Below are 24,125 nucleotides of genomic sequence, written 5' to 3'. Positions count from 1 at the left end.
GAACGCAACCATTCTTGACGACTCCTCTTCATACCGGACCCTTTGACCTGGAGATCAGCCGCATGTCCGTTCGCAACAGCAGTAAAACCCTTCTCATGACCTTCGGCACCGCGCTGGCGTTGTCCGCCTGCGGTGGCGGTGCCGACCGTGTCGCGTCGCCGGGCGAAGGCGCGTTTCCGCCGGCACCGACGCCGGCGCCCACGCCTGCACCAACGCCGGCTCCGACACCGACCCCGGCGCCGACCGGCCCGGCTGCGGATTGCCCCACCGGTTTTTCCAACGTCGGCACCATCGCCAACAACACGCTGCGCGCCTGCCAGTTGCCAGAGACCGTCAGCGGCAACCTGGTGGTGCCTGCGCGCGCCGGCACGGCGTATTCGATCAGCGGCCGCGTCAATGTCGGTACCGACCGTGGCGGTAACGCCACCGCGCCGGCCGCCGGCAGCGTGCAGGGCGTGCTGACCATCGAGCCGGGCGTGACCTTGTACGGCTCGTCGGGTAGCGACTACATCGTGGTCAACCGCGGCTCGCAGATCTTTGCCGAAGGCAGCGCCACCGCACCGATCGTGTTTACCGCACGCCAGGCGCTGGAAGGCCAGGTCAGTGCCAACACCATCGGTCTGTGGGGCGGCATCGTGGTGCTGGGTCGCGCGGCGATCAACAACTGCCCGGCCGCCACGGTGTCCGGTACGCCGGAATGCCAGGCACAGGTGGAAGGCACCAACGCGTTCTACGGCGGCAATAACGCCACCGACAACAGCGGCACGTTGCGCTATCTGCGCGTGATGTATTCGGGCTTTGAAATCTCGCCCAACAACGAGCTGCAGGGCATCACCATGGCCGGCGTGGGCAGCGGCACGCGGATGGATTACGTGCAGATCCACAACAGCTCCGACGACGGCATCGAATGGTTCGGTGGCACGGTCAACGGTAGCCACGTGGTGATCACCGGCGCCGACGACGATGCACTGGACACCGATGCCGGCTGGAGCGGTGCATTGCAGTTCGGCATCGTGGTGCAGCGCGCCGGCGGCGGCGACCGCATGAACGAGTGGAGCAGCCTGCGTCGGCAGCCGTATTCGCGCCCGAAGGTGGCCAACTTCACCTACGTGGGCAATGCCCGTGCCGGTGCGGCGATCATGCTCAACCAGGGCACCCAGGCAGCGTTCTACAACGCGGTGTTCACCCGTCCTGCAGGCGGCACCGGCGATGGCCTGGTGTGCTTGAACATGGCCGATGCCGATACCGCCGGCGTGTTCCAGTCGGTCTTCTTCGCCTGCCCGACCGCCTTCGGCAGCGACCCGCGTGCAGCGACCTCGTTCGCGGCCGGCACCAACAACGTGGCCAACGGTGTGTCCACCTTGCAGAACACCTTCATCAACGGCGCCAACGAGTCCGCAGTGCCCGCGTTCCAGGGCCTGACCGGGGTGAGCAGCTTCTTCCAGCAGGTCAATTACATCGGTGGCGTGCGTGATGCCAACGACACCTGGTGGCAGGGCTGGACCTGCGGCCTGACCGCCGACCGCCCCTGCTGAGGCCGGGCAGCGCGGAGCGGCATCTGGCCGCTCCGCGCTGCATCCACGCCTTCATTCTTCTGTTGCCAGGGCTCCCACGATGCGAACCTTCGCTGTTGCCCGTCTTTCGCGGACGGGCCTGTCTCTTTCCATTTCCGCTTTGCTCGCCTCCGGTGCAGCAATGGCGCAGTCCACCACCACCGATGCCGGCGGCGGCACCAGCAGCTCCAGTGCTGCCGCCATTGCGCCCAAGCAACTCGACCAGGTCGTGGTGCGCGGTGAATACATTCCCGAACCGATGCTGCAGACCTCCGAAGTGGCGTCGTTCGTCACCCGCGAGGACATGGAGCGCACCGGCGACAGCAGTGCCGCGGTCGCGCTGACGCGTGTCACCGGCCTGAGCCTGTCGCGCGGTAAATATGTCTATGTGCGCGGCCTGGGCGAGCGCTATTCCTCGGCACTGTTCAATGGCTCGCCATTGCCCAGCCCCGAGCCGATGCAGCGCGTGGTGCCGCTGGATCTGTTTCCCAGCGACGTGCTGCAGAGCGTGACCGTGCAGAAGACCTATTCGGCCGATTATCCCGGCGAATTCGGCGGCGGCGTGATCGATCTGCAATCGATGGCGGTGCCGGAAAAACCGTTCTTTTCGCTCACCGTCGGTGGCGGCGCCAACAGTGTCAGTACCGGCGAGAAGGGCCTGACCTACTACGGTTCCGGCGATGACGAGTGGGGCTTCGACGATGGCGCGCGCAAGCAACCGGGCGCGCTGCGTGATGCCATCGCCACCGGCCGGCGCGTGGACCTGGGCAGCTTCTCGCGCGAGGACATCCGCCGCATTGGCCGCAGCATGAACAACGCCAACCTGTATGTGCTGCAGGAGAAGGACAGCATCGACCCGGACGTCAACGTCGGCGCCAGCGCCGGCTACAGCATGGACATTGGCGAGGCCAAGCTGGGCATTCTGGCCGTGGCCAGTTACGACAACGAATGGCGCACGCGCACCGGCAAGCAGCAGGACGGCATCTTCACCGGCGACACGGTGGAGTTCAATTCCAACTACGACTTCGCCACCACCCGCAACAACGTGCGCAGTAACGGCATGCTGGGCCTGGGCTGGGAATACGGCCGCCACACCATCGGCTGGACCACCTTGTACGTGCACGACACCTTGAAGGTGGCGCGCAGCCGTGCCGGCCGCGATGAACTGGCCGGCTTCGATGTGCGCGACGACAACACCGAGTGGTACGCGCGCCAGCTGATCAACAACCAGCTGCGCGGCACGCATGCGTTTGGCGAGTACGACGATCTGAAGATCGAATGGCGTGCAGCGCTGGCCAACGCCAGCCGCGATGTGCCGTACGAAACCGGCATCCGTTACGAACTGCTGGACGGCTACTGGGCGCACGATGCCTCGCGCGTGCAGAACTACACGCGTTTCAGCAAGGTCGACGACAAGGTGGCCAGCGGCGGCGTGGACGTGACCTGGCGCCTGCCGATCGAGCACGACCTCACCGTCAAGGGTGGCCTGGCGTATCTGGACAACGACCGCACTGCATGGAATCGCGAGTTCCGCTTTCTGGCGCTGGACGGCCCGCTGCCGTTCTACAACCAGTACCAGCGCGTGGACTACCTGATCTCCGACTACAACCTCAGTAACGATTTCCTGCGCCTGCGCGAGACCACCGGCAGCTTCGGTGCGGCCGCCTATGACGCCACGCTCAAGGTCAAGGCGGCCTACCTGCAGATGGAAGGCGAGATCGTGCCGACCCTGCGTGCCACGGTGGGCCTGCGCTATGAAGACGCCACCCAGGCGGTGCATCCGTACGACATCTTCAGCGGCACGCGCCAGGACAGCGTGGCACCGTTGGAGAACAGCTACGCGCTGCCCTCGGCCACGGTGACCTGGAATTTCGCCGAGAACCAGCAGCTGCGCTTCGGTGCGTCCAAGACCATCGCGCGGCCGCAGTTCCGCGAAATGGCGCCGCAGCAGTATCTGGACCCGGACATCGACCGCCAGTTCTTCGGTAACCCGTTCCTGGTCGACAGCGAACTGGTCAATCTGGATGCGCGCTACGAGTGGTTCTTCGAGCCGGGCGAGTACGTCACCGCTGGCCTGTTCTACAAGCAGATCGACAAGCCGATCGAAGCCATCGTCAATGACGCGCCCGGCGGCGGCATCGTGCAGAGCTTCATCAATGCACCGGAAGCCACCTTGTACGGCATCGAGCTGGAAGCCAAGAAGTATCTGGACTTGCCGATCGCCGCCAACTGGTGGGGCGACAACCGCATGTTCGTCTCGGGCAACTACACGCGTACCAAGTCCGAGGTCAGCGCCAGCGACGGCGACACGGTGCAGCCGTTCGGGTTTGCCGCACCGGTGCAGGCGACCTTGTTCGTGCGCGATGGCAGCACGCTGCAGGGGCAGTCCGACGACATCGCCAACCTGCAGATCGGCGTGGAAAGCGAAAGCACCAACAGCCAGGCCACGTTGATTGCCAACTACGTGGGCGAGCGGATTTCCGCACGCGGCCGACCGGGCCAGCCCGACTACATCGACAAGCCGGGAACGCAGCTGGATCTGGTGATCAAGAAGGGGCTGGTGTGGTCGGGCAACAAGCTCTCGCTGAACTTTGCCGCGCGCAATCTGCTCAAGACCAAGTACCAGGAATATCAATCGCGCGGTGGCAACCGCGTAGACCTGTACGAGTATCAGCCGGGCATCACCTATGACATCAGTGTGACAGCGCGCTTCTGATCTGCGCCAAGTGCCGATGAACGCAAGCGCCCGCCCTGCCTCGCACGGCGGGCGTTTTGCATTGGCGTGTTGGAAGCGTGTGGCAATGCGTGTCATCACTTTCTTCGAACTGACACAATTCCGCCGCATTCTGTCATTCGACCGCAATCCTGAGACGGATGTCCGCTTTGCAGCGCGTTTCGCCCTCGTTGAATGACCTGATGTCGGCGCGCGCCGTGCGCACTGCCGCTGTCTGTGTGTTGCTCGTGCTGCTTGCCGTGCAGGGCGTGCACCTGGTGTGGCTGCTGGTAACGCCGCTGGGCCCGCTGGGCACCGCACAAGGCAGCGCAACCACCGCTGCGCCCTTGCCTGCATTGCAGCGCGACGTGTTTTTTCGCGCGCCCGCCGACAGCGGCGACCTCGGCCTGGCGCTGCATGGCGTGCGCGTGGGCGGTGCGGACTCAGCTGCGTACTTGAGTACAGGGGACGGCCGGCAGGGCGCGTATCGCATTGGCGATGCAGTGGGCCCGGGGCTGACGCTGCAGGCGATCGCAGCCGACCACGTGATGGTGCGTGCAGGCAGTGCACTGCGCCGGCTGCCGTTGATCGAACACGCTGCGGCGAACGCAGCAATAACGGCACCATTGCCGGCGAGTGGCGCTCCCGTAGCAGCCGCGGCGGTGGCCTCCAATGTCGGCGTGCGCACGGCAGCGGCCGGCACCACGGCGGTCGACCCGCAACAGCTGCTGCGCACCACCGGCTTGCGTGCCAATGCCGATGGCGGCGGCTTCACGGTGATGCCGCGCGGCGATGATGCGCTGTTGCGTCAGGCCGGCCTGGCGCCCGGCGATGTGCTTACCCAACTCAATGGCCGCACGCTCGACGCCGAACACCTGCGCGAGCTGCAGGACGAACTGCGCGATGGCCAGACCGCCACGCTGACCTACCGCCGCGACGGCCAGACCCACACCATGACCTTGAAGCGCCCGCAATGATCGTCGTCCGTCGCCCCTGGCTGTTGTCCGCCACCTTGTTGCTTGCGCTGCCGTCGTTGACGATGCTGCCGCTGCACGCCGCCGATGCACCGGCGGTGCGCATGCAGGACGTGGACCTGCGCGCCTTCATCCAGGATGTCTCGCGTGCCACCGGCATTACCTTCATCGTCGACACGCGCGTGCAGGGCTCGGTCAACGTAGCGCGTGCGCAGGCCATGTCCGAAGCCGACCTGCTGGGAATGCTGCTGGCGGTGCTGCGTGCGAATGGCTTGATTGCAGTCTCCAGCGGGCCATCGACCTACCGCATCATCCCCGACGACACCGCCGCGCAGCAGCCCGGCAGCGCGGCCAGCGGCAATCTCGGCTTCGCCACCCAGGTGTTCACGCTGCAGCGCGTGGATGCGCGCAGTGCGGCAGAGATCCTCAAGCCGCTGGTGGGACGCGGCGGGGTGATCATGGCGATGCCGCAGGGCAATAGCCTGTTGATCGCCGACTACGCAGACAACCTGCGCCGTATCCGTGGCCTGGTGGCGCAGATCGACACCGACCGCGCCGCCATCGACACGGTGACGCTGCGCAACAGCTCGGCACAGGAACTGGCACGCACGCTCACCACGCTGTTTGGCCAGGCTGGTGAGCGCAGCGCGGTGTTGTCGGTGTTGCCGGTGGAGAGCAGCAATTCGTTGATCGTGCGCGGCGACCCGGCGTTGGTGCAGCGCGTGGTACGCACCGCGCTGGATCTGGATGGGCGGGCCGAGCGCCGGGGCGATGTCAGCGTGGTGCGCCTGCAGCACGCCAGCGCCGAACAACTGCTGCCGGTGCTGCAGCAACTGGTTGGGCAAACCCCGGGTAACGAGGCGCAGCCCGGGCAAGAGGCGCGCCCCACCGCCGTGGATGTGGCCGCGAGCGCTGGCGCTGCGCAGACGCAGGTGATTGCACCGGCCGCCGGCAAGCGCCCGGTGATCGTGCGCTACCCCGGTTCCAATGCCCTGATCATCAATGCCGACCCGGAAACCCAGCGCGCCTTGATGGACGTGATCCGCCAGCTCGACGTGCACCGCGAGCAGGTGCTGGTGGAAGCGATCGTGGTGGAGATTTCCGACACCGCTGCCAAGCGTCTGGGCGTGCAGCTGCTGCTGGCCGGGCGCAACGGCACCGTGCCGTTGCTGGCCACGCAGTACAGCGGCGCCGCGCCGGGCATCGTGCCGCTGGCTGCTGCGGCCGCCGGCACGCGCAGCAATAACGGGGAAGACGATTCGGTACTGGAGCAGGCGCGCAACGTGGCCGCGCAATCGCTGCTCGGATTGAGCGGCGGGCTGATCGGCCTGGCCGGGCAAAGCAACGATGCGGTGTTCGGCATGATCATCGATGCGGTCAAGAGCGACACCGGCTCCAACCTGTTGTCCACGCCGTCGATCATGACCCTGGACAACGAGCAGGCACGCATCCTGGTGGGCCAGGAAGTGCCGATTACCACCGGCGAGGTGCTGGGCGCGGCCAATGACAATCCGTTCCGCACCATCCAGCGCCAGGATGTGGGCGTGGAGCTGGAAGTACGCCCGCAGATCAATACCGCCGGTGGCATCACATTGGCGATCAAGCAGGAAGTCTCGGCCATTGCCGGGCCGGTGAGCACGCAGTCCTCCGAGCTGGTGTTCAACAAGCGCCAGATCGAAACCCGCGTGGTGGTGGAGAACGGTGCCATCGTCGCGCTGGGCGGCTTGCTGGATCAGAACGACCGGCAGACCGTGGAGAAGGTGCCGCTGCTGGGCGACGTGCCCGGGCTGGGTGCGTTGTTCCGGCACAAGTCGCGCAACCGCGACAAGACCAACCTGATGGTGTTCATCCGCCCCACCATCATCCGCGACGCCGCCGATGCGCAGCGCATGACCGCGCCACGCTACAACTACCTGCGCGACCGGCAGTTGGCCGATGGCGACCCGGAAGCGGCCCTGGATGCGTTGGTGCGCGACTACCTGCGTGCACAGCCGCCACAGCTGCCGGCGTCCGCGCCCGCCACGCCTGCGCCGCAGCCGCCGGCACCCACCGCCGCGCCGCGCACGCGCTGACAGCATGTCGACCATCACTCCCACGGCCACGCTGTCGTACGCGTTTGCCAAGCGCCACGGCGTGGTGCTGCTCACCGGCGAGAGCGCCGCGCACGCACAGGTCGGCCTGCGCGCAGGTGGCGACGTGCAGGCCTTGATCGAAGTGCGCCGCGTGCTCGGCGTGCCGTTGCAGGTGCGCACATTGGCACCGGCGGTGTTCGACCGGCATGTGTCGGAAATCTATGCCGATGCCGGGCTGGAGCAGGGCATGCCGGTGGAAGCGCTGGACCTGCACGGTAGTCTGGATTCGCTGATCGAAGACATCCCCACCGCCGATCTGCTCGACAGCCAGGACGATGCGCCGATCATTCGCCTGATCAACGGCATCATCGCCGAGGCCGCACGCCTGGGTGCGTCCGACGTGCATCTGGAATCGTACGAGTCGCGCCTGCGCGTGCGCTTGCGCGTGGACGGGGTGATGCGCGAAGCGGCGACCTTGCCGGGGCGGATCGCGCCGTTGCTGGTCTCGCGCGTCAAGGTGATGGCGCGCCTGGATATCGCCGAAAAACGCATCCCGCAAGATGGCCGGGTGTCGTTGGCAATGGGTGCCAAGGCGCTGGATGTGCGCGTCTCTACCTTGCCCACCCGCGGCAGCGAACGCGTGGTGCTGCGTATCCTGGACAAGGAGCAGGGCACCTTGTCGCTGACCCAGTTGGGCATGCCCGCCGGTGTGATGGGCGCAGTGCAACGTGCGCTGCAGGTGCCCAACGGCATCGTGCTAGTGACCGGGCCCACCGGCTCGGGCAAGACCACCACGCTGTATGCCGGGCTGAGCCTGCTCAACGACGGTTCGCGCAACATCCTCACCGTCGAAGACCCGGTGGAATACGCCATCGACGGGGTTGGCCAGACCCAGGTCAATGCGCGCGTGGGCATGACCTTTGCCGCCGGCCTGCGTGCAATCCTGCGCCAGGACCCGGACGTGGTGATGATCGGCGAGATCCGCGATACCGAAACCGCGCAGATCGCCGTGCAGGCCAGCCTCACCGGCCACCTGGTGCTGTCCACCGTGCACACCAACGATGCGGTGGGCGCGGTCACGCGCCTGCGCGACATGGGCATCGAACCATTCCTGCTGGCCTCCAGCCTGCGCCTGATCCTGGCGCAGCGGCTGGTGCGCCGGCTGTGCACGCAGTGCCGCACGCCACGGCCGCTGGATGCGGCCACCACGCAGATGCTGGGCACATCTACCGATGCGGTGATCTACAGCGCCGCCGGCTGTGCGGCCTGTCACCACAGTGGCTATGCCGGGCGCGTGGGGATCTACGAAGCCATCACCGTCGACCACACCTTGCGCCGGCTGATCGGCGACAACGCCGACGAAGACGCATTGGCCGCCGCGGCCTTCGTACGTGCGCCACGCCTGGGCGACGCCGCGCGCGCGGCCGTGCTGCAAGGCGTGACCACGCTGGAAGAAGCCTTGCGCGTCACCCGTCAGCAGGACGAGGCGCATGGCGAAGTTTGATTACACCGTATTGGATCTGCACGGCCGCAATCGTCACGGCGTGATCAGCGCCGACAGCGTGCGCAGTGCGCGCAGCTTGCTGGAGCAGCGCCAATGGGTGCCGTTGCGGGTGGAGCCGGCAGCGGCCGCCACGCCGGTGCGTGCGGCGCGCTTCAGCGGCAAGGACCTGGTGTTGTTCACCCGCCAGCTCGCCACCCTGGTGGACACCGCACCGCTGGAAGAAGCGCTGCGCACCATCGGCACCCAGTCCGAGCGCCGCGGCGTGCGCGCAGTCACCGGGCAGACGCATGCCTTGGTGGTCGAAGGTTTCCGCCTGTCCGATGCGATGGCGGGCCAGGGCACTGCCTTCCCGCCGCTGTACCGCGCGATGGTGGCGGCCGGCGAAAGCGCCGGGGCCTTGCCGCAGGTGCTCGAGCGCCTGGCCGACCTGCTCGAGCGCCAGGCGCAGGTGCGCAGCAAGCTGCAATCCGCACTGGTGTACCCGGCAGCGTTGGCAATGACTGCCGGCGTGGTGGTCATCGTGCTGATGACCTTTGTGGTGCCCAAGGTGGTGGACCAGTTCGATTCGATGGGCCGCGCACTGCCGTGGCTCACGCGCGCGGTCATCGCGCTCTCGCAGTTTCTGCTGCATGCCGGCATTCCACTGCTGGTGGCTGGCGTGATCGCTGCGGTGGTGGCCGTGCAGGTGCGCAAGCGCCCGCCGGTGCGGCTGGCGATTGACCGGGCGATCCTGCGCGCGCCGCTGCTGGGGCGCTTGCTGCGCGACCTGCATGCCGCACGCATGGCGCGCACCCTGGCGATCATGGTCAACAGCGGCTTGCCGTTGATGGAAGGGCTGATGATCGCCGCACGCACCGTGGACAACCATGCGCTGCGCCTGGCCACCGACAGCATGGTCACCGCCATCCGTGAAGGCGGCAGCCTGGGTGCGGCGATGAAGCGCGCGGGCGTGTTTCCACCTACCTTGTTGTACATGGCCTCCAGCGGCGAAAACAGCGGGCGCCTGGCGCCGATGCTGGAACGTGCCGCCGACTATCTGGAGCGCGAATTCGAGTCGTTCACCACTGCGGCGATGAGCCTGCTGGAGCCGCTGATCATCGTGCTGCTGGGCGGCGTGGTGGCAGTGATCGTGTTGTCCATCCTGTTGCCCATTTTGCAATTCAACACCTTGGCACTCGGCTGATGGCAGCCGCGTATTCGGAGAGTCTCATGTCGCGTATGTCGTTTCGCCGCGTTTCCCCGTGCACCGCCTCGCGCCGTGCGGCGCACGGGTTCACCCTGGTCGAGTTGATGGTGGTCATCGTCATCATCGGCTTGCTGGCCACGGTGGTGATGATCAACGTGATGCCCAGCCAGGACCGCGCCATGGTGGAAAAGGCGCGCGCCGACGTCGCCGTGTTGGAGCAGGCGCTGGAAACCTATCGCCTGGACAACCTCACCTATCCCAGCACCGAGCAGGGCCTGCAGGCCTTGTTGAGCGCGCCCGGCGGCCTGAGCCGGCCGGAACGCTACCGCCAGGGCGGTTACATCCGCCGGTTGCCGGAAGACCCGTGGGGTCACGCCTACCAGTACCGTCGTCCCGGGCGTAGCGGCGGCTTCGATGTGTATTCGTTCGGCGCCGATGGTGCCGAAGGCGGCGATGCCGACAACGCCGATATCGGCAACTGGCGCTGAGTCGCAGGGATGGCCGCGCGCGCGCTGGCATCGAGTGGCTCCCGTGCGCCGCAAACACGCATGCGCGCCGCGCTCCCGTGCGCGTGCAATGCACGGGGCTTCACCTTGCTCGAAGTGCTGGCCGTGCTGGTGATCACCGCGCTGGCCAGCACCGTTGTGCTGCTGACCCTGCCCGACACGCAGCGCACGCTGCCCGATCAGGCCGATGCGCTGGCCACCGCGCTGTCGCACGCGCGCGATGAGGCCATCCTGAGCCTGCGCATGACCGAGGTGGTGCTCAGCGCCGGGGGTTATGCCTTCCGCCGCCAGGCACGCGAGCGCTGGGTGGCGCTGGACCAGGTGCCGTTTACGCCCGTGCAGTGGCCGGAAGGGGTGCGCACGCAGCTGCCGGAGGGTGCGACGCAGGTGAGCGTGCGTTTCGACCCGACTGGCGCCGCCACGCCGCAGCGCCTGGCGTTGGGGCAGGGCCAGCAACGCGTGCAGGTGGTAGTGGATGCAGTGGGCACGGTGCGGGTCGATGCAGCGGCGCGCTGACACCCAGGCAGGGTTCTCGCTGCTGGAACTGCTGGTCGCGTTGGCGATCTTCGGCATGGCGGTGGTAGGGCTATTGAATCTGTCCGGCGAAAGCACGCGCACCGCGGTGATTCTGGAAGAGCGCGCGCTCGCGGCCGTGGTGGCGGAAAACCAGGCGATTGAAGCACTGCTTGCACCGGCCGCCGTTGCCGCGGCACCTGCCGCAGGGCAGGAATCGGCCGGTGCGCGCGGCTGGGACTGGAAGCGCACGGCAACACCCGCCGGGCAGGGCATGCTGCGCATCGCCATCAGCGTGCACGCGGCCGGGCAGGCGCAGGAACTGGCCAGCCTGCAGGTCGTGCGGAGTACCGAGTGATGCGCCTGCGCCGCGCCGCTGGTTTCACCTTGATCGAACTGCTGGTGGCGTTGGCGGTGTTTGCGTTGGTGGCTGCCGCGGCAGTGGGGGTGTTGCGGCAAAGCATCGAGCAGCGCGCTGCGGTGCAGGCGCGGCTGCAGCAGCTGCGCGATTTCCAGATTGCGCACGGGTTGCTACGCAGTGATCTGCAACAGGCCGCGGTGCGGCGCACCCGTGGCAGTGATGGCGTGCCTGCGCGGACTGCCTTTGTCGCCACACCACCCGGCGCACAAGGCCCGTTGCTGGCGTTCGTGCGACGCGGCTGGAGCAATCCGGATCAGGCGCCGCGTGCGTCGCTGCAGTACGTGGAATACCGGCTGGTGGAGGACCGGCTCGAGCGCAGCGCACGTCCAGCGCTGGACGGTGCAGTGACCGGCGCACCACAGGTGCTGCTGCGTGGCGTGCGTGCGGCCACCGTGGGGTTTCATTACCGCGCGCAATGGAGCGATGGCTGGAGCGGTGGTGTAGCGGCGCTGCCGGATGCGGTGGCACTGGAGTTGGAAATGCAGGACTGGGGCCGCGTGCGGCAATTGTTCCTGGTGCCGGAGGGGCGCGAATGAGCAGGCGTGGGGGGGCTCGCCGGCAGCGCGGCGTGGCCTTGCTCACCGTGTTGCTGTTGGTGGCGGTGATGACCGTGCTGATGGTCGCGGTGCTGGATGACTTGCGCTTTGGCTTGCGCCGCAGCGGGAACGGCGAGGCCATGACGCAGGCGCAGTGGTACGCGCTGGGCAGCGAAGCGTTTGCGCGCCAGCGACTGCAGACCCTGTCCAGGCGCGACCCGCTGCGCACCACGCTGGACGGCGGGTGGGATGACCAGCCGCTCAGCTTTCCGCTGGAGGGCGGCAGCGTGCAACTGCGCCTGCGCGACCGCGGCAGCTGCTTCAACCTCAACAGCGTGGTGTTCGGCGCGGCCGAGCAATGGCAACGCAGCGAAGAAGGCGTGCGCCAGTACGTGGCCCTGTTGCGCACGCTGGGCATCGCGCCCGCGCAGGCCGATGCGCTGGCCGACGCCTTGGTGGACTGGATCGACAGTGACCAGCAACCCGGCGCACAGGGCGCAGAGGACGCCGCATATCTGCAGTCTGCGCTGCCGCTGCGCACCGGTGACACCTTGCTGGCGGGCGTGAGCGAACTACGCGCCATCGCCGGCTACACCCCTGCGTTGCTGACGCGCCTGCAGCCGCATGTGTGTGCGCTGCCGAGTGGGCGCTTGTCGCAGGTGAACATCAACACGCTGCGCACCACCGATGCGGCCGTGCTGGTGGCCATCGCCGAAGGCACGCTGGACCTGGGCGCGGCGCGCCGCCTCATTGCCGCGCGCCCGGCCGGCGGCTGGCGCGACGTGCAGGCGTTCTTCCGCCAGCCGGCATTGCTGCAGGTCACCCTGCCCGATGCGATGTACGAGCAGATCGTGCTGCGCACCGAATATTTTTCGCTCTACAGCCAGGTCGACTACGCGGGTGCCGAGGTCATGCTGGAAGCGTTGCTGCAACAAGCGCCAGCCGGGCGGATCCGCCTGGTGGCGCGTCAATGGAGTTCCGATCAATGAGTACCACCTTGCTGTTGCTGCCGGCCGACGCAGGCGCAGCCGCCACCGCCGTGCATGTGGATGCGCAGGGGCATGTGCGCGTCCATGGCACAGCTGCGTCGACCCCACCCGCGGCGCGCACGGTGCTGGTGGTGCCGGGCACGCAGATGCATCTGCGCTGGCTGGCCCTGCCCGGACGCAGCCCGGCGCAATCGTTGGCGGCCGCGCGCCTGCAACTGGCCGAGCATCTGGCCAGCGATGTCAGCACGCTGCATGTGGTGATTGCCGCCAACGCGCAGGCCGATGGCACGCGCCTGGTGGCCGCAGTGGAGCAGGCAACCCTGCACCAGTGGCTGGAGCGTGCCGCGCAGCTCGGCTTCGTGCCCGATAGCGTGGTGCCGGAATGTCTGCTGCTGCCCACGGTGGACGCCAATGCGCCACCGACGGTTGTGCAGTGGGACGGGCGTTGGCTGGTGCGCGGCGCACGCCTGGCCTGCAGCCTGGAGCCGGAGACCGCGCAGCTGGTGCTCGATTCACAAGGCCATCCGTCGCCGCTTCGGCCTCTGGAGGATCCAACGCAGGTCATCGCCATCTTCGCCCGCCATGTGACGCAGGCACCGATCGAATTGCGGCAGCATGCCTTCGCACGCGCCACGCCGCAGCGGCGCGGGTTGACGCCGCGCAGGCTCGCATGGCTTGGCGTGTTGCTGCTGATCTCGCCGATGCTGTTGCTGGGTGCGCAGGCACTGCGTTATGAGATCGGCGCGCAGCTGTTGCAGCGCCGCGCTGTGGCGGTGCAGGGCGTGCAAGCCACCGGCGCACCGCCCGTGTCGGCCGATGCATTCGCAGCGCAGCTCGCCGCGGTGATCGCCGCGGTCGATAGCGTGCCCGGTGCCGAGCTCGACACCCTTGCGTATCAGCAAGCGCAGCCAGTGCGCGCAACGCTGGTGCATGACGATGACGCGCAATTGCAGCAATTGCTGGCACGCTTGCGCAGCGCCGGCTGGCAGGTGCGCCCGGCCAGCAGCCAGGCGGTCGAGACCAGGCTGCAGACCCCCTTGGAACTGGAGCCACCCCGATGACCGCCTTGCGACACCGCAGCCATCGTTGGTGGCAACAGCGCGCACCGCGCGAGCGCGTGATGCTGGCCGTGATGGGCGCGGCAATCGCTGCCTTCATTGCGTGGTACGCCATCCTCGTGCCGCTGCGGCAGTGGCGCAGTGCCGCGCAGGCACGCTATGACACCGCCGCGCAAGCCCTGCTCGACGCACAGGGCCGGCAACGCAGCGCGGTGGTGACCTTGGCGGACATCCTGCAGGCCGCACGCGATGCCGGCGTGGCCATCGGCCCTGCGCCGCGTGCGGTGGCTGGCGCAGTCGAATTGCAGATCGATGCCGTCAACAGCCCGGCGTTATTCGCCTGGCTGGAACGCCTGCGCACTGCGCATGGCTTAGCCCCCACGCAACTGCAGATCACCCGCCACGCCCAGCAGCTGCAGGTGCGCTGTCGCTTCGAGGGCCTCACGCCATGAGGCTGCTGGGCTGGTCGTTGCTGGTGCTCGCTGTACTGATCGCCGTTGTCATTGCCACCTTGCCGTTGCGGTGGGTGCTGCCTGCGCAGTCGCTGCCGATCGCGGTGTTGGAGGCGCAGGGCTCGATCTGGAACGGCAGCTTGCGCGGCGTCACCTGGAAGGCGCAGCCCATCGGCGATGTGCAGGTGGCCCTGCAGCCGTGGCCGCTGGTGCGCGGCGAGCAGCGCGTGCGGCTCGCCACGTCCACGGCAGCGCTCATCGCCCTGCAGGGGGCGCGCCACGGCATCGACCAAGGCAATGGGCGCGTGTTGCTGCGCCAACCCGGTGGCATCACCTTGCTGGATCTGGCAGTGGACCTGCGGCAGGTGCAGGCCTTATTCGACGCCACCCGCTGCGTACAGGCCGCAGGAGAGGTGACCGTGCAGATCGTGCCAACCAGCGCTGGCGAAGCGGTCGGCCTGCTGCCGCTGCGCCTGCGCGGCAGCCCGCGCTGCAATGACGCTGCGGTGGAGCTTGCACTGCAGCCCGATGGCGGGATGCCCGACGGCGTGCAGCTCAACGCCGAGTTGCGCCTGCAGCGCGATGGCCGCTGGCAGTTGCAATCGCGCGTGGGCCCGGGCCAGGACGCAGCGCTGGGCATGGGCCTGCAATTGCTCGGCTTTGCCGCTACGCCCGAACGCGTGCTGGTGCGCACCGATCTAGGGCAGCTCTACTGAGGCGAGCTTGCGTGGTGCGCCACTGTGCACTGCCGTCGCTGCCTGCGGTAAGCGCCCGCTGCGCCGGGATGGAGCTTGCCGGTGGTCTGCAACGGCCACACCCCGGCGCGACCGCCGACAACGTTGTCGGGGGACTGATGCGCTTGAGTCATCCGTTCTCAGGCGCGCCCTGGCAGCGAGGCATGCGCGTCTGATTCAAGCGTGCTGACGCATGTAACGCGTGCAGTTTGGTTTTGCCTGCCTCAACCACGGCGTGCTTGACGCCGGTCGCGACGCCACGATTGGTCTGGTCCACGGCGATTGGTCGCTGACTGGTCCCATGACAACGGTGCCCGCGTCGATTTGCCTTCTCGTAGGCGCCTTGGCGATAAATCCGCAGAAAGATGCACCATTAGCGTGCGTCCAATTTTAGAAAGACGTTTTCATCAGTGACTGTTGACACGATCTTTTAAAGACCATAAAACTCGAAACCACTGAATTGGTATTTGCCAATCAGGACCGTTGATCAGCAACGGTTTGCGGTGTCCTGTCCTGGGAGGGGGCGTGGCATCGGCACCCACGGGGGGCCGTACGGGGTGTTTGCAAACAACAGATCGCAGGTACTTTTCGGATATCCGGGACGCAGAGCTGTGCGTGTTGGGTAGCGCCTGCTGCCGCGTGGGTCTGTTGATTGCTGGTCAATCGGAATGCCAGTCGCGTTGTCGCCCAGCCATTCCAACCAGGAACTCCTATGCCGTCCGTGTCCCGTGCCGCCATGCGCCGTTGCTCTCCCTCCTCGCTGTCCATTGCCATTGCACTATCGCTGCTGGCCTGCGGTGGCGCCGCACAGGCGCAGGAGTCGCCGCCTGCAGATCCTGCGGCCATCTCCCAGCTCGACACAGTCAAGGTCACCAGCTCGTACCAGAAGAGCCTGATCACCGCGATGGACAACAAGCGCGACGACGTGCGCATGACCGATGGCATCTCGGCGCAGGACATCGGCAAATTTCCCGCTGAAAATATCGCCGAGGCGATCCAGCGCATTCCCGGCGTGCAGATCTCCACCATCAACGGGCGTGGCTCCACCATCAGCGTGCGCGGCCTGGGGCCGCAGTACTCGGCCACCACCATCAACGGCCAGGTGATCAAGAGCGCCGATTTTACCGATGGTTTCCGCTACGACATCATCCAGCCGGAAGTGGCTGCCGGGATCGAGGTGATCAAGTCGCCCTCGGCCGACATGGACGCCGGTGGCTTGTCCGGCACGGTCAACATCAACACCACCAAACCGCTGGACTATCAACAGACCAAGCTGCTGTTCTCGGCCAAGACCCAATACGCCGAATTCGCCGGTGGCGCGCCCACGCCCAAGGGCGTGCTGACCTATATCGACCAGTTCAAGGTCGGCGGCGGCGATGTGGGCGTGTTCCTCAGTGCCGGCTATCAGAAGCTCAAGGACCGCGCCGATTATCTGTGGATCGACCGGTGGTACACGCAGGAAACCGATGCCGGCACGTTGTATATCCCGCGCCGCCCGCGCTATCGCTCGATCGAACGTGAAACCACGCGCAAGATGTTCAACGGCGGCCTGCAGTGGAAGCCCAACGACAGTGTGGAAATGAACCTCACGGCGCTGTATTCGCAGGACAAGACCGCCAACGACATGAATCAGCTGGTGTATTCATTCGAGCGCAATCCGCTGTCGGTGCTGCAAACCAACGGGCTGACCGCCACCCAAGTGTCGGCATCGGACTATTGGCTGGAAAACAATCGCCAGATTGAACAACACGATCTGTCGACGCAATTGCTCACCTACGACTTCAAATGGAAGGGCGATGCCTGGACGCTCAGTGGCGCGGCCAACTACACCCAGGGCAAGACCGACGAGAACGAACGCGCCGCAATTTTGGGGCGTGTTCCCTCGGCGACGCTGCTGGATACCTCCAATCCCGACGCGATCTCGCTGACCACCGATGCCGACGCCAACGATGCCAGCGCCTGGGACAAGGCCAATCTGGTGCGTAGCGAGTATCCCAATGGCTCCATCCAGTCGCTCAGCAACAAGGAATGGTCGCTGCAACTGGATGCCGAACGGTATTTGGACATGGGCGCGTTGAATGCGGTGCGCTTCGGTGCCAAATACCGCCGCGAAACGTTCGAGCGCGACGTGCGCCGGCGCGATTTTCTGTATCTGATCAGGACAGGTGCCGTGTCGGGGTTCGACATGTTCCCGGAACTGTCGGCCGCCAATAGCACAGTGAGCAATTTCCTTGACGGGCAGCTTGCCTCGCAGGACAGCTGGGTCACTCCGGACATCGGCGCCTATGCGCGCTCGCTGGCGGCCGCCGGCATCACCGTGCCGATCTTGTTCGCGCCGCAAAGCAGTTACAGCATCGAAAACGATATTTCGTCTGCATATGTGATGGCGCGCATCGATACCGATCTCGGCAGCATGCGCCTACGCGGCAATGTCGGCATGCGCTACGAGAACACCAAGCGCACCACCGACACCTACCTGACCCAGACGCAGGAGGCCAGCGACGACGCCAACCTGGTGATCGGCACCGCGCGTGCACCCTACGACTATTCCAACTGGTTGCCCAGCATGAATCTGGTGCTGGACATGCGCGAGGACCTGCTGCTGCGGTTTGCCGCGGCCAAAGTGCTGGTGCGGCCAATTCTAGACAGCAATACCGCCATCGCCTCGACCATCTCCACGGGCACCAATACCGGCGGCACCACCACGTATATCGTCGCCCAGGGGCAGACCGATCTGAAGGCACTGACCGCCGACCAGGCCGACCTGAGCCTGGAGTGGTACTACGGCAACGGCGGTGCGCTGACCGTGGCCGGGTTCTGGAAGAACATCAAGAACGGCACGTTCAACAGCATCGTCTGCCCGACGACGTTCAACGGCACTGCGCTGTCCAGCAACGCGGCCGGAGATTGTGTGGACAGTGGCGGCGACATTTACGAGATCACCGCCACCACCAACGATCCGAGCAAGGTCAAGATCCGCGGCTACGAACTGGGCTGGACGCAATCGCTGGATGCCTGGCTGCCGATCGACGGCTTCGGCGTGACCACCAATTTCACCCGGGTGATTCCGCAGCGCGGCACCGCGTTCCAGATCCGCAACCTGTCCGAACAGACCTGGAACGCCACCGCATACTGGGAGAGCGCGCATTATTCGGCGCGTGTTTCGCTCAACCACCGCAGCGAATACGAACAGGACAGTAGCGACAGCTTCTTCGCCCGCGAAGGCCACACCATGAAGGCGCGCACCCAGCTGGATGCAGTGCTTGGCTATCAGGTCAGTGACAAGCTGAGCTTCCAGCTAGGTGGTTTGAACCTCACCAACCGCACCGAAGAGGCGTACAAGGACATCGCCAGCCGCTGGCAGATGACTGGCGTCACCGGCCGCAGCTACTACCTGTCGATGCAGTGGGACATGCTTTGATGGCGGCGGAGCGAGCGCAGCGCCAGGGCGCATGGTTGCGTGCTGCGGCACACAGTGAATGCGCTGCTGTCGATGCTGTGGAAACGCAGTTTAAAGGTGCTGGGGGAGTTGCGGCTCTGCGCCTGTTGCAGCGCACGTATGCAACGCTGGCGATCGGGCGCTGCCATGCGCAGACGTGACTTTCTCGCTAGCAGCGTCTGCGCCTCCTCATTGCTCGGTGTGCCGGCGCTGACTCTAGGCATGGCGAGCGCCGCGACTGCGCGCACGGGTGATACCGGCACGCCGCGTCCCACGCCGCGGCCATCGGTTGAAGATGGCAGTGGCCAATGGCTGGATCTGGACGAAGGCTGGCGTTTCCATGCCGGCGATCTCCCGTTCCCGCGCCTGCTTGCGCAAGACGAGACGTACGACAACGCCAAGGCCGGGCGTGCCTGGGGCGCGGCGGCCCCGGACTTCGACGACACCGGCTGGCGGCAGCTGCAACTGCCGCACGACTTCGTGGTGGAACAAGCGGTGCGCGCCGACGCCAATATCGCGCAGGGCTATCGCCCGCGCGGGATTGCCTGGTATCGGCGCACACTGCGGCTGGAAGCGTCCGCGCGCGGCCAGGCGGTGGAATTGCGTCTGGATGGCATCGCCAGTCATGCCACGGTGTGGGTCAACGGCATGCTGATGGCACGCAGTTGGAGCGGCTACAACGGGCTGGTCATCGACCTCACGCCGGTCGCGCGCTACGGCAATGCCGTCAACAGCATCGCCATCCGTGTCGATGCCGAAGCGATGGATGGTTGGTGGTACGAAGGTGGCGGCATCTATCGGCACACGTGGCTGGTGGTGCGTACACCCTTGCATATCGCTGGCGATGGCCTGGCGGCGGTGCCGCGCGAAGGGCCGGGCGACGTCTGGCAGGTGCCGGTCCAGCTAGACCTGGTCAACAGCAGCGAACGGCCTGCCGATGCGTGGGTGGACGTCGCGCTGCGTGACGCAGGCGGTGTGGTGGTGGCGCACGGCGCGACGCAAGTGCGCGTCGCCGCATTCGGTAACGCGCAGGCCGCGATCAACCTGTCGGTGCCGCAGCCGCAGCGCTGGAGTGTAGACACGCCGGTGCTGTATCACGTGCAGGCCAGCGTGCGCGGCGCAGACGGCCGCGGCGATCGTGCCGAATGCGAAATCGGCTTTCGCAGCTTGCGTTTCGATGCCGACCACGGCTTCTTTCTCAATGGCCGCGCACTCAAGATCAAGGGGGTTTGCCTGCATCAGGACCATGCCGGCGTTGGCGTGGCGCTACCCGATGCCTTGCACGCATTTCGTCTGCGGCGCCTGAAATCGATGGGCTGCAATGCCATCCGCCTGCATCATGCGGTGGCGCCGGAACTGCTGCAGGCCTGCGACCGGCTCGGCATGCTGGTGATGGCGGAGAACCGCTTGTTCAATCCTGCGCCCGATTATGTGGCGCTGCTGCGCAACATGGTGCGGCGCCAGCGAAACCATCCCAGCGTGTTCCTGTGGTCACTGCTCAACGAAGAACCGCTACAGGGCACCGCAGCCGGCTACGCGATCATGGCGCGCGCGGCCAGCGCGGTGCGCGCGCTCGACGACACCCGCCCGATCACCGCCGGCATGAACGATGGCATGTTCGCCACGCGTGGCGCGGCCGATGTCGTGGATGTGCTCGGCTTCAACTATCGCCAATACAACTACGACCGTGTGCATGCCGCGCGGCCGCGCACGCCGATGCTGTCCAGCGAGGACACCAGCGCCTTTCAGACCCGCGGCGCATGGTTCACTGACCTGGGCGCGCACGTGGTGGCCGAAGACGATAGCCTGGCGGCTGACTGGGGCAATACCCATCGTCGTGCCTGGCAGCTGATTGCCGAGAGGCCGTTCGTTGCCGGCAGTTTCGTGTGGACCGGTTTCGATTATCGCGGCGAACCCACGCCGTTCGAATGGCCGTCGGTGGGCTCGTTCTTCGGCATCATGGACCAGTGCGGATTTCCCAAAGGTGCCTACTGGCTGCGCCGCGCGTTGTGGATCGATGATGCGCCGGTGCTGCACCTGCTTCCGCACTGGAACTGGCCGGGCCGCGAAGGCCAGCCGATCAAGGTGATGGCGTTCTGCAATGCCGCGCAGGTGGAACTGTGGCTCAACGGCCGCTCGCTTGGCAGACAGGCAGTGGATCGCGTGCAGATGAATCAATGGCAGGTGGAGTACGTGCCGGGCGTCCTTGAAGCGGTGGCCTGGCGCGATGGCCACGAGGTGGCGCGTACGCGCGTGGCGACTACCGGCGCAGCGGTCGCGCTGCGATTGACGCCTGACCGCACACAGCTGCGCGGCGATGGCCGCGACGCGCAGCCGGTGACCTTGGAAGCGGTGGATGCGCAAGGCCGCCACGTGCCCGATTGCGATGCAACGCTGACACTGCACATCAGTGGCGGACGTCTGCTGGGCGTGGGCAATGGCGACCCGAATGCGCATGCACCCGATCAGGCCGCGCAGGTGGCCTTGTTCAACGGGCTGGCGCAGGCCATCGTGCAGGCCGGCCGCGGCGCGGGCGTACTGCGCCTGCAGGCGCGTGCATCAGGATTGCAGGAAGCGGTGGCCGAGATCACCTGCACGGCGGTGCCGCTACCAGCAACTGTGGCAGTGACCGCACCAGTGATGGTGGTTGAAAGCTGGCGCCACACCGCCGCGTTTGCGCAGCCGCCGGCACCGGATCTGTCGCGTCGTCCCAATGACAACAACAGCTGGAGCAACACGCTGCCCGGCACCTTGGAAACGGCACCCGAACGCGCTGGCTATGTGTTGTACCGCACCCAGTTCACGCCCTGGCAGGGCGTGCAGGCCCACGGCGGCATGCTCGATCTGGGCCGGCTCAGCGGGACGGCCCAGGTGTTTCTGGATGGTCGCGCAGTCGCGCAGGCAGCGGCCGGCATGCCGATCCAATTGGTGCTTGCGCCGGCAAGCGGTGCACGCACGCTGGCGGTGATCCTGCAGGTCGCTGCCGATCAACCGTTTGGATTCCACGACGTCGTCACCGTGCATTATCGGAACTCGCCATGATTGCCACACCATTTTCCTTGTCGTCGCACGCGCGCCTGTTCGCCGGCACAGCATTGAGCGCGTTGCTCATCATTCCCGTCACCGTGCTGGCCGCCCCGCCTGCACAGGCGGTGCTGCAACGCCTGATCGGCGCGCGCGCCGCCCAGTTCGAAATGACCGTGGCACCGCGCGGAGACGGTGCAGACTGGTATCGCATCGATGCCGGCGGCGACACGGTGCGCATTGCCGGCTCCTCGCAGGTGGCCTTGGCGCGTGGCGCCTACGCGTATCTGGGGCAGGCCGGTGCGGCCTCGATGAGTTGGGAGGGCGACCGCGTGGCACTGCCGGCGCAATGGCCTGCCTACACCAGCGGCCAGGTGCGCACGCCGTTTGCCCATCGCGCCTATCTCAACACCTGCACCTACGGGTACACCACACCGTTCTGGGACTGGCCGCGCTGGCAGCGCGAGATCGACTGGATGGCGCTGCACGGCATCGACATGCCGCTGGCGATGGAAGGGCAGGAAGCCATCTGGCAGGCACTGTGGCGCGAGTTCGATGTAGACGATGCTGCGCTGGCGGAGTATTTCTCCGGTCCGGCATTCACCCCGTGGCAGCGCATGGGCAATATCGAAGGCTATCGTGCGCCGTTGCCGCAGCAATGGATCGACAGTAAACGCATGCTGCAGGGGCAGATCCTCACCCGCATGCGCGAACTGGGCATGAAACCGGTGCTGCCGGCGTTTGCAGGCTATGTGCCGAAGGCATTCGCACAGGCGCATCCGAAGGCGCGCATCTACCGGATGCGCGCCTGGGAGGGGTTTCACGAAACCTATTGGCTGGATCCGCGCGATCCGCTGTTCGCCAAGGTCGCACGCCGGTTCCTGGAGTTGTACACGCAGACCTATGGCGCAGGCGAGTTCTATCTGGCCGATGCCTTCAACGAGATGTTGCCGCCAGTAGCCGACGATGGCAGCGACGTGGCGGCCGCCAAGTACGGCGACAGCACGGCCAACTCCGATGCCGCACGCGCCAAAGCGGTGCCGCCAGCGCAACGCGATGCACGCCTGGCCGAGTATGGGCAGGCGTTGTATCGCTCCATCGCGCAGGTCAACCCGCAGGCCACCTGGGTGATGCAGGGCTGGCTATTCGGTGCCGACCGCGACTTCTGGCAACCGCAGGCGATTGCCGCGTTTCTCGGAAAGGTGCCGGACGCACGCTTGATGGTGCTGGACATTGGCAACGATCGCTATCCCGGTACCTGGAAGGCCTCCCAGGCCTTCGACAACAAGCAGTGGATCTACGGCTACGTGCACAACTACGGCGCCAGCAATCCGTTGTACGGCGACTTTGCGTTCTATCGGCAGGATCTGCAGGCGTTGCTGGCCGATCCGGACAAGCGCAATCTGCGCGGTTTTGGAGTATTCCCGGAGGGCCTGCACAGCAACTCGGTGGTCTATGAATATCTCTACGCGCTGGCGTGGGAAGGGCCGCAGCAGTCCTGGTCGCAATGGCTTGCGCAGTACATGCGTGCGCGCTACGGGCGCAGTGATGCGGCCTTGCTGCAAGCCTGGTCGGATCTGGAAGCGGGGATCTATCAGGCCCGCTATTGGTCGCCGCGCTGGTGGAACAAGCGTGCCGGCGCGTATCTGCTGTTCAAGCGACCGACTGCCGACATTGTGGACTTCGACGATCGCCCCGGCGATCCGCAACGCCTGCGCCGCGCCATCGACGCGCTACTGCAGCAAGCCGACCGTTACGCCGACGCGCCGCTGTACCGCTACGACCTGATCGAAGACGCGCGGCATTACCTAAGCCTGCAAGCCGACAGCCAACTGCAGGCGGTTGTGCAGGCGTACGACGCCGACGACTTCGCACACGGCGATGCGCTGCTGGCGCGCACCACGCAACTGGTGCAGGGACTGGATGCACTGGTCGGTGGTCAACACGAAACCCTGGCTGACTGGACCGGCCAGGCTGCCGCTGCCGCTGGCGAGGATGCCGGATTGCGTCGCGCCTATATCGGCAATGCGCGTGCGCAGGTCAGCGTGTGGGGCGGCGACGGCAATCTTGCCGATTACGCGTCCAAGGCATGGCAAGGCATGTACGCGGATTTCTATCTGCAGCGCTGGACGAGCTTTCTCGGCGCGTACCGTGCTGCACGCAAGGCCGGCACGCCGTTCGATGCAGCGGCGGTCAACGTGCAGCTTGCCGCGTGGGAGCGCGACTGGGCCGAGCAGGGCACGGTGCCGCAGCGCCAACCGCCACGCGATCCGCTGAAGCTGCTGGGCCGCTTGCTGGCGCAGGTGGATGCGCAACAGGGCGTACGCAGCGAGATGCAGGGCGCGGTTCAGGGCGCCACGCGTGGCGCGGCCGAAGGCGCCGTTCGATGATCGGCCCCGGAGCGCCTATCGTGACCGTGGAGGATGGTGATCGAGCCGATGCAACGCCGCA

The 24,125-nt window shown here is 66.3% G+C and carries 17 protein-coding genes; all 17 read left to right on the top strand.

Going from position 1 to position 24,125, the window contains the following annotated elements; all coding sequences use genetic code 11:
• The first annotated feature begins 62 nt into the window (after positions 1 to 62).
• The 17 genes from QRM60_RS15165 (at position 63) to QRM60_RS15085 (ending at position 24,064) form a co-directional block, all read left to right on the top strand.
• Complete coding sequence (locus QRM60_RS15165; RefSeq protein WP_285446506.1) at positions 63 to 1,535, top strand: hypothetical protein; 1,473 nt, start codon at positions 63 to 65, stop codon at positions 1,533 to 1,535.
• Between the two features lie 79 nt (positions 1,536 to 1,614).
• Positions 1,615 to 4,269, top strand: coding sequence for a TonB-dependent receptor (locus tag QRM60_RS15160; protein ID WP_285446505.1), 2,655 nt, complete (start codon positions 1,615 to 1,617; stop codon positions 4,267 to 4,269).
• Positions 4,270 to 4,427: 158 nt separating this feature from the next.
• Complete coding sequence (locus tag QRM60_RS15155; RefSeq protein WP_161962798.1) at positions 4,428 to 5,243, top strand: type II secretion system protein N; 816 nt, start codon at positions 4,428 to 4,430, stop codon at positions 5,241 to 5,243.
• On the top strand, positions 5,240 to 7,312 hold the full coding sequence (gene gspD, locus QRM60_RS15150) for a type II secretion system secretin GspD (protein WP_228957656.1): 2,073 nt from the start codon (positions 5,240 to 5,242) through the stop codon (positions 7,310 to 7,312). The genes QRM60_RS15155 and gspD overlap by 4 nt, the downstream gene beginning before the upstream one ends.
• 4 nt (positions 7,313 to 7,316) lie before the next feature.
• Positions 7,317 to 8,816, top strand: coding sequence for a type II secretion system ATPase GspE (gene gspE, locus QRM60_RS15145; protein ID WP_285446504.1), 1,500 nt, complete (start codon positions 7,317 to 7,319; stop codon positions 8,814 to 8,816).
• The gene (gene gspF / locus QRM60_RS15140; RefSeq protein WP_285446503.1) at positions 8,803 to 9,999 is read left to right on the top strand and encodes a type II secretion system inner membrane protein GspF; all 1,197 of its coding nucleotides are present in this window, start codon (positions 8,803 to 8,805) and stop codon (positions 9,997 to 9,999) included. Before gspE ends, gspF begins: the two co-directional genes overlap by 14 nt.
• Positions 10,000 to 10,025: 26 nt before the next feature.
• Entirely contained in the window at positions 10,026 to 10,490 is a 465-nt protein-coding gene (gene gspG / locus QRM60_RS15135; RefSeq protein WP_285446502.1) for a type II secretion system major pseudopilin GspG, read from the top strand.
• Between the two features lie 60 nt (positions 10,491 to 10,550).
• Positions 10,551 to 11,024: a GspH/FimT family pseudopilin gene (locus QRM60_RS15130; protein ID WP_043922212.1), complete on the top strand. Its 474-nt coding sequence runs from the start codon at positions 10,551 to 10,553 to the stop codon at positions 11,022 to 11,024.
• On the top strand, positions 11,008 to 11,379 hold the full coding sequence (gspI, locus tag QRM60_RS15125; RefSeq protein WP_011038518.1) for a type II secretion system minor pseudopilin GspI: 372 nt from the start codon (positions 11,008 to 11,010) through the stop codon (positions 11,377 to 11,379). The genes QRM60_RS15130 and gspI overlap by 17 nt, the downstream gene beginning before the upstream one ends.
• Positions 11,376 to 11,978 carry a type II secretion system minor pseudopilin GspJ gene (gene gspJ, locus QRM60_RS15120; RefSeq protein ID WP_011269514.1) on the top strand — a complete coding sequence of 201 codons (603 nt, stop codon included), beginning with the start codon at positions 11,376 to 11,378 and terminating at the stop codon, positions 11,976 to 11,978. Before gspI ends, gspJ begins: the two co-directional genes overlap by 4 nt.
• Positions 11,975 to 12,967: a type II secretion system minor pseudopilin GspK gene (gene gspK, locus QRM60_RS15115; protein ID WP_285446501.1), complete on the top strand. Its 993-nt coding sequence runs from the start codon at positions 11,975 to 11,977 to the stop codon at positions 12,965 to 12,967. Before gspJ ends, gspK begins: the two co-directional genes overlap by 4 nt.
• On the top strand, positions 12,964 to 14,028 hold the full coding sequence (gene gspL, locus QRM60_RS15110; protein ID WP_285446500.1) for a type II secretion system protein GspL: 1,065 nt from the start codon (positions 12,964 to 12,966) through the stop codon (positions 14,026 to 14,028). Before gspK ends, gspL begins: the two co-directional genes overlap by 4 nt.
• Positions 14,025 to 14,477 (top strand): type II secretion system protein GspM, encoded by a 453-nt coding sequence (gene gspM, locus QRM60_RS15105; RefSeq protein WP_115571879.1) that lies wholly within the window; start codon positions 14,025 to 14,027, stop codon positions 14,475 to 14,477. Before gspL ends, gspM begins: the two co-directional genes overlap by 4 nt.
• On the top strand, positions 14,474 to 15,193 hold the full coding sequence (gene gspN / locus QRM60_RS15100; RefSeq protein ID WP_285446499.1) for a type II secretion system protein N: 720 nt from the start codon (positions 14,474 to 14,476) through the stop codon (positions 15,191 to 15,193). Before gspM ends, gspN begins: the two co-directional genes overlap by 4 nt.
• A 730-nt stretch (positions 15,194 to 15,923) precedes the next feature.
• Positions 15,924 to 18,632, top strand: coding sequence for a TonB-dependent receptor (locus tag QRM60_RS15095; RefSeq protein WP_285446498.1), 2,709 nt, complete (start codon positions 15,924 to 15,926; stop codon positions 18,630 to 18,632).
• Positions 18,633 to 18,797: 165 nt separating this feature from the next.
• The gene (galA, locus tag QRM60_RS15090; RefSeq protein ID WP_285446497.1) at positions 18,798 to 21,692 is read left to right on the top strand and encodes a beta-galactosidase GalA; all 2,895 of its coding nucleotides are present in this window, start codon (positions 18,798 to 18,800) and stop codon (positions 21,690 to 21,692) included.
• Entirely contained in the window at positions 21,689 to 24,064 is a 2,376-nt protein-coding gene (locus QRM60_RS15085) for an alpha-N-acetylglucosaminidase (protein ID WP_285446496.1), read from the top strand. Before galA ends, QRM60_RS15085 begins: the two co-directional genes overlap by 4 nt.
• Positions 24,065 to 24,125: the final 61 nt, after the last annotated feature.

The organism is Xanthomonas sp. fls2-241-TYG-148 (genome assembly GCF_030208815.1).
In the GTDB taxonomy this organism is placed as follows: domain Bacteria; phylum Pseudomonadota; class Gammaproteobacteria; order Xanthomonadales; family Xanthomonadaceae; genus Xanthomonas; species Xanthomonas campestris.
Note: the sequence above shows the minus strand (reverse complement) of the source record. Positions and strands in the feature narration are given on the sequence as shown.